This is a genomic window from Methanolobus zinderi (assembly GCF_013388255.1).
Lineage (GTDB): Archaea > Halobacteriota > Methanosarcinia > Methanosarcinales > Methanosarcinaceae > Methanolobus > Methanolobus zinderi.
Genome location: NZ_CP058215.1, coordinates 1734267 through 1746422 on the forward strand (window position 1 = coordinate 1734267; position 12156 = coordinate 1746422).

General features: G+C 43.7%; 12 protein-coding genes and 1 pseudogene. 5 read left to right on the plus strand and 8 right to left on the minus strand.

Going from position 1 to position 12156, the window contains the following annotated elements:
• The first annotated feature begins 175 nt into the window (after nucleotides 1–175).
• Entirely contained in the window at nucleotides 176–1387 is a 1212-nt protein-coding gene (locus tag HWN40_RS08515; RefSeq protein WP_176965335.1) for a hypothetical protein, read from the plus strand.
• Here HWN40_RS08515 and HWN40_RS08520 read toward each other — a convergent pair.
• The 3 genes from HWN40_RS08520 to HWN40_RS08530 form a co-directional block, all read right to left on the minus strand.
• Nucleotides 1378–1791, minus strand: a complete 414-nt coding sequence (locus HWN40_RS08520; RefSeq protein WP_176965336.1) for a hypothetical protein — start codon at nucleotides 1789–1791, stop codon at nucleotides 1378–1380. The two genes, HWN40_RS08515 and HWN40_RS08520, sit on opposite strands and share 10 nt — an antisense overlap.
• Nucleotides 1792–1964: 173 nt before the next feature.
• On the minus strand, nucleotides 1965–2279 hold the full coding sequence (locus tag HWN40_RS08525) for a hypothetical protein (RefSeq protein ID WP_176965337.1): 315 nt from the start codon (nucleotides 2277–2279) through the stop codon (nucleotides 1965–1967).
• A gap of 156 nt (nucleotides 2280–2435) precedes the next feature.
• On the minus strand, nucleotides 2436–2948 hold the full coding sequence (locus HWN40_RS08530; RefSeq protein WP_176965338.1) for a DUF6141 family protein: 513 nt from the start codon (nucleotides 2946–2948) through the stop codon (nucleotides 2436–2438).
• Nucleotides 2949–3024: 76 nt separating this feature from the next.
• Between HWN40_RS08530 and cutA the strand changes: the two genes are divergently transcribed.
• Entirely contained in the window at nucleotides 3025–3330 is a 306-nt protein-coding gene (cutA, locus tag HWN40_RS08535) for a divalent-cation tolerance protein CutA (protein WP_176965339.1), read from the plus strand.
• Between the two features lie 318 nt (nucleotides 3331–3648).
• Here the strand turns inward: cutA and HWN40_RS13555 are convergent.
• Nucleotides 3649–3849, minus strand: a pseudogene (locus HWN40_RS13555) (DnaJ domain-containing protein); the annotation flags it as partial.
• Between the two features lie 260 nt (nucleotides 3850–4109).
• Here HWN40_RS13555 and HWN40_RS08545 point away from each other — a divergent pair.
• Nucleotides 4110–4811, plus strand: coding sequence for a tetratricopeptide repeat protein (locus HWN40_RS08545; RefSeq protein ID WP_176965341.1), 702 nt, complete (start codon nucleotides 4110–4112; stop codon nucleotides 4809–4811).
• Between the two features lie 11 nt (nucleotides 4812–4822).
• On the opposite strand, the gene HWN40_RS08550 is transcribed toward HWN40_RS08545, so the two are convergent.
• The 4 genes from HWN40_RS08550 to HWN40_RS08565 form a co-directional block, all read right to left on the minus strand.
• Nucleotides 4823–5932, minus strand: coding sequence for a DNA topoisomerase IV subunit A (locus HWN40_RS08550; RefSeq protein WP_176965342.1), 1110 nt, complete (start codon nucleotides 5930–5932; stop codon nucleotides 4823–4825).
• Between the two features lie 5 nt (nucleotides 5933–5937).
• Entirely contained in the window at nucleotides 5938–7800 is a 1863-nt protein-coding gene (locus HWN40_RS08555; RefSeq protein ID WP_176965343.1) for a DNA topoisomerase VI subunit B, read from the minus strand.
• Between the two features lie 86 nt (nucleotides 7801–7886).
• On the minus strand, nucleotides 7887–8120 hold the full coding sequence (locus HWN40_RS08560; RefSeq protein WP_176965344.1) for an Lrp/AsnC ligand binding domain-containing protein: 234 nt from the start codon (nucleotides 8118–8120) through the stop codon (nucleotides 7887–7889).
• A gap of 588 nt (nucleotides 8121–8708) precedes the next feature.
• Complete coding sequence (locus HWN40_RS08565; protein WP_176965345.1) at nucleotides 8709–10259, minus strand: replication factor C large subunit; 1551 nt, start codon at nucleotides 10257–10259, stop codon at nucleotides 8709–8711.
• Between the two features lie 92 nt (nucleotides 10260–10351).
• Here HWN40_RS08565 and mtxX point away from each other — a divergent pair, with 92 nt between their 5' ends.
• Together mtxX and HWN40_RS08575 are read left to right on the plus strand one after the other, a co-directional pair.
• The gene (gene mtxX, locus HWN40_RS08570) at nucleotides 10352–11218 is read left to right on the plus strand and encodes a methanogenesis marker protein Mmp4/MtxX (RefSeq protein WP_176965346.1); all 867 of its coding nucleotides are present in this window, start codon (nucleotides 10352–10354) and stop codon (nucleotides 11216–11218) included.
• A 131-nt stretch (nucleotides 11219–11349) separates the two neighbouring features.
• Complete coding sequence (locus tag HWN40_RS08575) at nucleotides 11350–12114, plus strand: thymidylate synthase (protein ID WP_246275880.1); 765 nt, start codon at nucleotides 11350–11352, stop codon at nucleotides 12112–12114.
• Nucleotides 12115–12156: the final 42 nt, after the last annotated feature.

The following is a 12156-nucleotide window of genomic DNA, read 5'->3' on the forward strand; positions in this document are numbered from 1 at the left end:
CAAATAAAAAGCACAAAGGAATCATTATAGGTTCAATAATATATGCTGGACTTTATAATATATATAAATTTTCATTCAATTCAAAAATGCAGCAGGTATAAAATCTTAAAGATAATGTACAACTACAGGAACAGTAAATATACGGACAATAAAACCGATTCCAACAGGTGCTTAATTGAAAAAAGATCATGATTTCTCGGACAGGGAAGTTCTCAGTATAATACAGAAAATACACAAGTCCCGGTACAAAATTGTGCTCTCTGTTACCGGCGGTGGCAGCGGAGCCTTCTCAGAGTTACTTATGCATGGCAGTGGTTCTTCGACATTACTTGAGGCTATTGTACCATATAGTAAAAATGCTCTTGCAGAATTTATAGGGAAGGAGCCCGAAACCTACTGTTCCGAAGAGACCGCACGAGAGATGGCAATGGCCTCTTTTGAACGTGCCTTAAAGCTCTGTGACAAAAACACCGACACACACAGGATGATCGGAATCGGTGTGACCTGCAAGCTTGCGAGAAAGGATAATGAGAGAGAGGGAAGAGAGCATGATATCTACATTGCTTCCCAGTCAGCTACGCGAACAAGCACGGCTCATCTGAAACTTCTCGAAAACAGAAGCAGGGAGACCGAAGAAAAGATCAGCTCTTTATTCATTATACATTTCCTGGCGCAGCTTTGTGAAGTTGATGCCGGAAATATATTACCGCTTTCCATGATACCGGAGCTTGCCAATACCGTTACCAGATCGGCAGAGGTCGGTGAAGAGATCGGAGAACTCCTTGTAAATACGCTTTTGCAGGGTGATGAGGCAAAAAAGCGGGCTATCAATCTCAGCAATTCATCAGATAATTCTCATCCAGAGGAAAGAATAGTTTTTGCTGGATCTTTTAACCCATGTCACAGTAAACATGTTGAAATTGCAAAAACAGCGTTCAAAAAATATGGATCACCTGTCTGTTTTGAGATCTCGCTTGCAAACGTCGACAAACCTCCCATTGACTTTATTTCACTGCAAGACAGAATGGATTCACTCGGAAAATACAGTTCAGAGGAGTTCATGGGAGATATATATCTTACAAACGCCCCTTTTTTTGCAGACAAAGCTATACTGTTTCCTGAATCATGTTTCCTGATAGGAGCCGATACCCTGAACCGTACATTCAATGAGAGATACTACAGGGAAGGGGAAACAAAGGAAAGCCTGCTTGAACATTTCAGCTCAATGGGAATGCATTTTATGGTATTTCATAGAAAGAACATCGATATTGCCATGGATGATGACATAAGGCAGATTTTCAAAGTGGTCGACCTGAGTGAATACCAAGATGACGGCACATCTTCAACAAAGATCAGAAAAGGGAGAATACAGTCGGATCAAGCATGATCTGCACCACAAATATTGTACAGGGAAGGAAAACCCTTTGATTCATATGTCTTCATGATATCCCTGTCAAGTGCTGTGGATAACTTGCATAGTATTTCCTGGGACCTGACAATCCTTTCTACATCCATCTTATCCCACCTCTCACATTTAATATTATCAAGGGTCTCAACTAGATGAGAGAATTCATCTGTCGCAAGACAGCAATCAAAACTGATACAATGTGAATCTCTTTCACAGTGGATAACCGTTCTGGATATGATTTCTTCAAATACCTGACCGTCAATTTCATGTTCGAACTGATGTTTTGAAGGTACAACGTCTTTATTATGATAGTGCACCTCTGCGAGAAACAGGAACCTGTCACAGTCGCATATCCATTCCCTTAAACTATAGAGCATATTCATTCCCACACCAGGATTTAGTAGGATTTCAAGTTATAAAAATCTATTTTTGCTTAAAAAGAAGCATACAGTACCTTAATTTTATGAACAGTGAATAATCAGGTATTACAGGATTATTAACTGACCATCATAATTATGAAAGCATCATACATGTATGAAAGCATAATAGAATATTCTCAGGATCCACCATCATCCGATAGTACAGGAGCAGACTTTTGCATCATATTCCCATTCTCATACATAATAAGACTTATTCTTTCCTTTGCCATGAAATCCATAATAAACTCGACCTCATCAACATAATATGTATTACCGTAGAAGGGGACAAAAGGCTCTTTGTCTGTCATCTCCGCATAGAACATGTCCCCACCGAAATAAGCTATGAATTTCAAATCATATTTTTCAAAAACACGGATCAAGAAGTCCTTTGACATGGGAGGCGCGGCAAACTCGAAATCCTCTTCCTGAAACTCAATCAGATCCTCTTGCATAACAGTTCATTATGTGCATCTGATAAATAACTGGCCGCCAACAGCGAATATATAGAGAATCTCTACCAGAGAATATATATTCAAGAATGTTTGATGTTTGGAATATCAAATAATAAACATCAAACAGTGAATTGTTTTCGGACACAAAGAGTCAAATCAGGAAGCATCCATCCCGCGAGATATTGCCGCAGCCAGCTCATCGGGCTGCTTAGAACCTACCATAAGCCTTTTTCCATCTTCAAGTACCAGAACCACGCCTTTACTGCCACTGACATTGTAGGCCTGACCTTTCGGTCCGAAGCGTATCCCCCAGCCTCCGTAATCCTTCAATGGACTATAATCACGGACTTCATACGACCTGATGCTTTCAAAAGTAAATCTCCTGAAAGAACGATGAATCGGATAGAAACGGATGTATAGTCCATCGTTTCTAACTTCCGTAACCATTTTTAGAGATAACATGAAAGCCGGAAACAATATTCCAAAAACAATCAACAATAAGAACATAACCGGGTCGGATGCGGGATTGTTGCCAAAAGAAATTCCGAATATTAGTTGTTGTATCGCACCATACCATACAAATACAAGCAATAACAAAACAAATATACGAATCCACAATTGTCTGAATTTCTGCTCCTCCCTGAAAAAAGTAACACCATTAGTAACCATGAATTGAAATCATGGCAATGGCGTATATATTTATTGCGTACCTTAGAAAAGACAATGATACAAACTGGTGAGTAATATGTTCATAGAGATCCATACGACAACAGCAGACCTTGAAGAGGCAAAGAAAATAGCACATACACTTGTTGAAAAAAGGCTTGCCGCCTGTGTCAACATTCATCCGGTGGTTTCGGTATATTCATGGGAAGGAAAAATCGAGGAAGACGAAGAGATAGCACTTTCCATAAAGAGCAAGTCCCGGAATTTCGAAGCCATAAGAAAAGTTATCGGATCACTGCACAGCTACGACCTTCCTGCAATCGTATCGAAAAAGATAGAAGGTGATCCCGACTACCTTCACTGGATAGCAGATTCCACAGAATGATCACCTTCTTCCATAGAGCAGATAGAATATCTCCGCAAGGAATATCCAGAGCAAGTAGAATGCCAGCAGGGTCAGGACCACTCCAACGGTAAGAATGGCAAAGTGCAGCAATATCCAGAGGACCACTACGATCAGGACTACCTTCACAAAGAAGCTTAAAACACTACCCAGCGGACTTACATTTCTTTTGCGGCGGTTTCTGCCCCGTGGAGGATACTGGTATGTCCTGTAAGTGTAGGTTCGGTAAGTACGTGTCCGCTGGCTTCCACCCTCATATGTGTTGCTCTGTTGTGTGTACCACCAGGGTTCAGAAGATCTGCGGTCATACTGGGCGCGTTTCAGAGGGTCGGAAAGTACACTGTAGGCTTCGTTTATTCTCTTGGACATTTCTTCAGCGCCGAGGCTATGGTTCCTGTCAGGATGATATTTTACCATCAGTTCACGGTATCTTCTTTTGATCTCAGCTGCAGAAGCATCCGATGATACGCCCAGTGTCTTGTAATAATCAGGTGTATTCATTCGAGGTTTTACCTTATCTTAATAATTTCTGTAAAAACCATTCTAAATGGTCGTAGAGGGCCGCAAAGTTCTAAAGAACAAAAGCCCATGATTTAATTCTTTATGATCCTGTTCTTGTAAGAAAAGTCAGTATCCCCGTTCAGACTAATTACAAGTATCCTACAGAATCAACTTAACATTTGTAGCTCTTTATTAAAAGACATATCGTAATAAGAAGTACAAGTAAAACATGGAATTAAAATCAAAGGATAAGGGCAATAATGGGCAGAGAAGAGAAAAGCACCTCCAGGAGATGGACACTTCAGGGAATAAAGGAAACAGATCCTGAAAGAAAAATGCATTTTTTCAGGCTTGCCCTTGAACTTGATCCCTATGATATCGTGGCATTGAACAACAAAGGTATGCTCCACCACAAAAAAGGAGAGTTTGAAGAAGCTGTCAAATGCTATGACAGGATACTTTTAACCAAAAACCTGTCAAAGCCGGCTCCGGTATTATACAATAAAAGCCTGGCCTTAAGATCCATGGGAAAACATGAAGCAGCACTTAATTTCATCAAAGCGACACTAAAGCATGACCCTGAACATGAAAAAGCAAAAGCGATCAGGGATCAGCTTCAGAAGCGAGGAAGAGCTGATAAAGAAAATGCAGCAAAAAAGTCAGAAACAGCTCCCGGTAAGCTTGCTGTGAACCAGGTCTATGCACAATGGCAACCACCCGCCGTCAGCACACTCCTGGCACATTCCATGAAACGCAGCCAGCGGGAGATAAAGTACCTAAAGGGCTTTGGAGAGGACCTGATAAAGGAAAAAGCAATTCGGGACAAACTGTCAAGGCATATTTATTGCTGCGGAACATGTCAATTTATGCAGAAGAGGGTCTGCAAACATCAAAAAACAAAAGGTATGGCAGTTGCGGATACTGCCATCTGCAGGCACTTCAGGCCTGTTAAGGGAATTTGACAAAACGGGACTTAAATGACCCCGAGTTCCGACAGACGGTCAGGTAGATAAGTATCTGTCACAAAGTCAAGACCCTTTCCTGCAAAGGCCTGCTGTTCAGCTTTTTTGTTGATATCAAGCTGGAGGTTTATCTGTTCCTTCCAGTAATCGTTCTCAAACCTCGGATCACTGAGTTCACTTCTCAGGGCGCTTACGTCCTTGTCTGTCAGCTTATCGGTGGAGAGTTCATATTCCACGATATCAGATGGCTGGACACCTATAAAATGAGCACCTGGTGTTGCCATATGCTCGGAAAGATGGGCACTTTTTATTGCTCCGTAGGCAACCGATGCGAATATACGATATGACCACGGGTCACCGTCAGTGAATACCGTGACAGGTATGTTCAGTTCATCGTTCATGCGCTTGATCAGGCGTCTTGTGGACCTTGCAGGCTGACCCTTAAGGTGAACAAGAATTGCATTGAACTTCTCATCAAAACCGTTCTCAATAAGCCTTGCATACATACCACCGGTCTCAACGGCAATAATGAAATCAGCATCATGTTCGAGGAACTCTATGTTCTCGACATTGAAGGGTATCTGATATCCGCTTTCACCGATGTCTTCCTGACAGTGCATCATCCTGTCTCCACGGTTGGTTTCCTCGCGTATTTTTATGGGTCCGAACATGGTAGCACCGTCCTCTTCCGGACGCATATGGAAGTACTCCCTCTGCAGACCCGAGATAATCTCCAGATCCTCAACAAGCCTGTCACTTTCGGGCTGTTCACGGAACTTGGCGATATCCCAGTTCTCGGATATATAATACAGTTCCCTTAAAGTGGATCCGCGGTTCTGACCCAGGTGATTATTGACTATGAAATCCACAACGTGAGTGGTCTTTAAAAGCTGGAAGGCACCTTTTACGGTCTTGGCGCTTCTTTCGGTCTCCCGGTCACCATACACCCACACATCGTTCTTGTCACAGTATTCGATGTTATTCTTTGTACGGCTCGGCAGATTGACAGACGGGACGGACCCTTCCAGGAATTGGTTGTAAAGCTTCTCGGCCATTCCAAGAAGACGATTCTTAGCAGCACTATCCTGCTCTTTTTTCTGCTGTGATAATTTTTCTGCCATATCTCTCATCCCCTTATTGCCTTTGCACCTGTTACAAGCTCCTCATCAAGCCCTTCAACTATCAGTGAAGGCAGACGGGACATCTCATTCTCTTCTGTACTTGCTACGGAATATTCTATTACTTTAGAAGAACCGGCGGAAATGCTCATCTTCCATACATGATCGTAATCGTTACCCATGGATATCACTTTGGGCTCCGGGACAGCTCCTTCTATCTTAAAAGGAAGCATGTCATGGATATTGAAGTCGTATTTCTTAGAGGAATAGTTCCTCACACGTATCGAGACCTTAACAGCACCATTGCCATTGCTCTCAATTATCCTGTCAACAAGCAGGTTACCCATGACCTTTGCAACAACAGGGTTTATGTCAGGAATATCCTTATCGAGCGTTATGGCAAGTTTTTCGGCCATTTTGGGAAGTACCTTTTTTATAATAACTTCTTTCTCACGACGCTTTTTCAGTGAATCCTGCTTGCTCAGGAAACGGCTGAGCTTTCTGGAAACCTCCTTTACGGCAAGCTCTATCTCATCCTTAATTTCCGGAATCTCGGCAATAGCATCCTTTGATTCCGAGGTGAACGGAACATTTGTTGAAGCAACATGTACAAGGATCACAGCCGGACCGCTGGGTATTCCGCCACCAGGCTGGTTGAGTCCGTACTGTTTCCACTTTATGGACTCGATGGCATGTGTGGTAACACAGCCTCCCTGCTGATATAGTAAAGGAACCCTGTTGGCAAAACGCATGATATCGATGCGTTCCTCCTTGTGAAGTTCACCACCGTAGGCTATGCCCACCTCTACGACAAAGGGATTGCCGGAAAATACAGAAGGTGAGCGGGTCGTGGTCGCAATGAAATCCACATTGAACTCCTTTTCAAGACCCTTGTAGATCAGATCCTCGCTTATGGGAGAAAGGCAGTCTGTGGGAGGAGCCATTATCTTTACCCTGGAGAACGCATCCAGAAGTTTTCTTGCCTGGTCGCGGTTCATCTCATGAGGGTCAAGTTCCGGGTCAAGACCGGATGCCTTACAGATCTCTTCTGCAGTCAGGTGCCCGATCTTGGAAAAAGAATAGCGTAAAAAGGGAGATAGTTTCTGACGTTCAGTATATCTGAGCATCTTCATAAGTGTACCAAGCTCGATCCCATGAGGATGCGGAAGAATCTCGTTTGCAGGGACTGGCATCTTGTCAGTTGCCCTCTCGAATATCTCCTCGTTGCCGTCAGGTTCCACCAGCCGGATCCTGGCATGCGGATTTACGATCGCGGTTGCCTTTAGATACTCATATATCGACTGCCTTCTGCCTTTTACATAGGATGCTTCCATTTCCAGCTCAATGCGCGTGCCGTGCGGACGGTCCCAGTCCACAATATCGTCCTTCAGGATCTCAGGCTCATTGGTACTGGTATTTATCATCAGCTCGTAATTGTGTGCCGGCTTTGAAGGATCGATCTTGGAGATGATCTTTGCCGGGTGGCCGGATGTCAGCTGTGAATAAAGAACGGATGCGGATATTCCTATACCCTGCTGCCCACGGCTCTGTTTCAGTGCGTGGAACCTTGAGCCATAAAGCAGTTTTGCAAATACCTTGGGGATCTGCTCCTTTACTATACCGGGCCCGTTGTCTTCGATGATGATGACAACGTTATCCTTTCCGGAACGTTCAACGTGTAACAGGATATCCGGCAGTATCTCGGATTCCTCACAGGCATCAAGGGAGTTATCTACAGCTTCCTTGACGGTGGTTATAAGACTGCGGGGTGCGGAATCAAAACCCAGGATCTGTCGGTTCTTCTCAAAGAATTCTGCGACACTAATGGATTTCTGACTCTTTGCAAGTTCTTCTGCAATGGGGGTTGCCATAAAGATATCATCCTTTTAATGTTGCTAAGAACATCAAAGTTATTAGATAAATAAATAACGTGGAAAATATAAATTTATTTTAAAGTTCACTTCAGTTCCGCCCCGACAATGGTCTGGGTAGCGGTTACATTAGCTGTTTCACGGATATTGTCAACTATATTATTAAGACGTCCGAGATCATCGACTTCAACTATCACAACAAAATCATACTCTCCAAAAACATGATATATATCCTTTATTCCTTCAATTTTATTAAGCTCGTTATATGCAGCCCTTTCCTGGCCGGGCAGGACATTCACCATAGTGACTCCGATTGTCATTTTAATCACCGACACGTAGTGGCATGCAAGATATTTATTAGTTTCTTTAGAAAAAATAATGAATAACGGCTGTGATAAAGTTGAACAGGGAAAAAACATAGGATTCATCCTATAATCAAGATCAACCTGTACAATACTCGAGTTATACTATTATCATCATTATGATGAGTGGCGAAACAATTAAATACCAACAATACTATCTATAAATTAGATGAGCGGGTTATCCTCTTTTTGACAATAACCCCCACTCCCCAACCCGCTCATACTCCACTATAAAATCATACAAATCCTCTGAGTCAGTCACATTTTAATAGCAGAGCTTGTAGCCGTATTTCAGATCAGGCTTGTTCACACAATTATGATTATTTTGCCGAGATCAGATAAAAAACAGTTACAACAAAAAGTTCATATCATTGCATAAAGGATATTTCCGCAAAGCAAGCATAAAAATATACTGAGTCTTTTTTGCACATCCAGAACCTAAAATGTACCAGCATTTAACGCAAGTTCGTTCCAGAAAGCCCGGAAACAGTTTAGAGGAAAAATAAGTCTTAATCAGAACAATAAAAAACTGAAATACAAAAGAAACTAGAAGTCGAACAATGTCTTCTGAGGTTTCTTTTGAATTTGCTTTTTGGCAGGCGCATCTTTCCCGGAAGCCACAGTCCTGTCTCCGGGACCTGGAGCGGAAACTGGTTTCTCACCGGAGGCAATTTCAACTTCTGCTTTAGATTCCGTTTTCGTTTCAGGAGACTTGATCGAATCCAGACTTAATTGGTCAGGTCTCTTTTTAGGAGCCTTTTCCACTGGCCTGCCTGAGAACTCAATACCCGGAACGATTTCGGGTCTAAGTTGCTGAGCAGCGTCATAGATCTTCTGGATCTTTTTTGTGACCTTCTTACTTCCCTTTAACTGCACAAGTTCATCGACGTTAAGATCCAGTGTTGCGACCACATCAACAGCATAATCATCATCGTCAAGAAGACTTGCATAGATCGGGGTCAATCCCATACGGGAGTACTTCATGGATTCATTACAATGCGAGCCTACCTTGGCAGCGATATTATCCCGCATATTCCTTTTTGATCGTATCTGGCCCATTCTCCTCCACAGAGAAGGGGACTGGTATCTTACAAAACCGCCCCTGAGCTTTGATTTGGAGACCACTGTACCGCCGGTCATAAGAGTGCTTGCATATCTCCACATACGGTAGTTCTGGCGTCTGCGGACACGCCCGAGGAACCTGTCAGCTTTTGAAATATATGAATAGGCATCCACTATATCAGAGGTAATAGCCTCCTCATCTTTGCCGCTATACTGATGCGGCAGGTTCTCGTCTATCCAGTGGATAAAATCCTCGGGAGTTTCATCGAGGCTGTAGCTTGCCTCAAGTGCGGATCTGACACTCTTGCCCTTGAATACCTTCCCTACCACCTTGAAAATAGATTCCTTGTTATCACGTTCTGCAGTGGATATGTCCTCGATGTTTATCTCCGAGCGTCCCATTGCCACTGCCTGCAGGTCGTTGACAGCACTCCTGAAATCACCGTCGGCATTCTCGGCGATCTTTTCGATAACACCAATACCACACATGATACCTTCTTTGCGTGCTATCTCTTTCAGGGCCGGGACCATGGAACGGGTCTGTATGGAGTTAAACTTGATCTCAAGACATAGTGAGCGCAGTGATGAGGATATGCCGTAGAGATCGTTGGCTATCAGCACAATGGGCTGGTTGGTATTCTTGATTACGTTGATGATCGCACGTGAACCACCTCGATCACTGTTTCCATGCAGGTTGTCGGCCTCATCGAGAATAACCAGTCGCTTACCCGTTACCCCGGTCAGCGTGCGCATCCGGGAAGCTGAACCCGCAACCTTTTCGATCACACCGGCAGTTCGCTGGTCACTCGCATTGAGCTCAATTGCCTCCCATCCGAAATCCCTTGCAAGCGCATGGGCAGAAGATGTTTTACCAATACCGGCCTGGCCCTGCAGAATAACTGCCCTCTTCTCAGGCATACCGTGTACCCACTGCTCAGCCCATTCACGCAATTGTTCAATAGGTTTTTTGTGACCCACCACATCGGCAAGTGTCCCTGGTCGATACTTTTCTGCCCATTCCATACTAACAGTCATAAGAGATCATTATCCGATATTCAGGAAAAGTAATTAATGTTTGCACAACTTTGTCTGTTCTGATTGATATTACTAATGGTAGGTATTAGCACATGGGATCAAAAAACACCGAGGGCCTGCTTGAGATAATAGAGAAAAAAGCACTGGAAAACAAAGCAAGGGTCGCCATAGGGGTCAGGGATCCCACTCCGAAAATGCTAAAGAGTGCAAAGGATGCCCAGGATGCAGGATACGCCCATGTTGTCCTGATCGGGGATAAGCAAAAGATCGAAGCAATCGGTACGGACCTTGAGGTGATAGGTACAAATGATCCCGAGAAGGTACTTGGCGAGCTTTTAAGGTCCAAGTACGTTGACGCTGCTGTAAGAGGTACCGCAAGGGCATCGGGAACCCTTTCAAATCTCAAACGTGCGCTCAATCAGGATCAGCTTCATCGTATTGCTCTGCTTTTAACAGCCGAGGGAAAACCATTCTTCATTGCACCTGTGGGCATAGACGAAGGAGATGAGCTGGCTGACAAGATAAACTTCATCAAGCTTGGTGTCGAACATATTCGCAGATTCGGGATCGAACCCGTGGTAGGAGTGCTTTCTGGAGGAAGACTTGGAGATCTGGGAAGAAACAGGCGTGTTGACAGGACACTTGCGGATGGAGATTTCATTGTAAACCGTATAAGAGAGATAGGAATCGAGGCAAAGCACCATACAATACTCATAGAGGATGCCATAAGAGAATCAAACTTCATCCTCGCTCCGGATGGCATATCCGGAAACCTGATATTCAGAACGCTTGTATTCCTTGGTGGTGGCGACGGAATGGGTGCACCTGTCCTGATGGATGACTATGTTTTTGTAGATACCTCCCGCGTAGGGGGACACTACACAAAGGCCATAATGCTTGCGAGCGCCCTTGTTGACAAGAGCATACCCGGCAGCAACACCGATAAGACGCCTGTTTAAGGATGCAGATGAATACAGGTATACTAATTAATTATATTAAGCAAAAATACGTTCATTTTCAATGACGAGACTTTAAAGGAGCTCCAGCAAAGCAGCTTAAGGCACTGCCAGATAAAAAGGGAATGATGGAAATGGAAGCTGTACTGATAAAAGCAAAGAATATTTCTTCGGCATGGTCGCAACTGATCTATGAGATATACAAAAAAGGAGAAGAGCATAAACCCGACTACAACACAATGACAAAAAGGGTTCATGCAACTATCCAGATAGAGGATGTGAATACGAATCAGGTTAATCCTGCGGTTCCCTTCGGTGAGAATCTCATCAAAAAATACAAAGAGGAACTCACTGAGGAGTATGCTGACTGGTATATATCCCTACCCGAGGACGATAAAAGGAAGTTTGACTACTGTTATGCAAAACAACTCTTCAGGTATGGAGAAACAGCTTACAACACCCTGAAAGAGAACGTGGTAAACCTGCGACCGGGTTCGAGAAGACATGTGGGAGTTCTTTGGGAAAATGAAGTACATATCCCGAAGTTCGAGGATCAGCCCTGCTGGATAGCATATAAGATAGAACTTATCAATGATACGCAGACAAGGGTCTACATCCTGTATCGTTCATGGGATGCATTCGGAGGCTTCCCTGCAAATATCCCTGCGATCGTGGAAGGGATAAAGAAGGTTTTCAGGGAACAGGATCTGCCCTATGAGATCGAGTCCCTCATAGCTACCGGCTGGGATACGCACATCTATGATGCCGATCTGCAGGCTGTTGAGAAGATCTTCAAGTCCAATGAACTCTGCCCCCTCTGCAAATGCATCATGCCAAAACATTCATTCATACCCACCACAAAGGGACGTGCATGTCCGGAGTGTAAAAAGTCAATGTGACTTACACTCCCCGACATCTATTTTATTAAAGATATACTATAA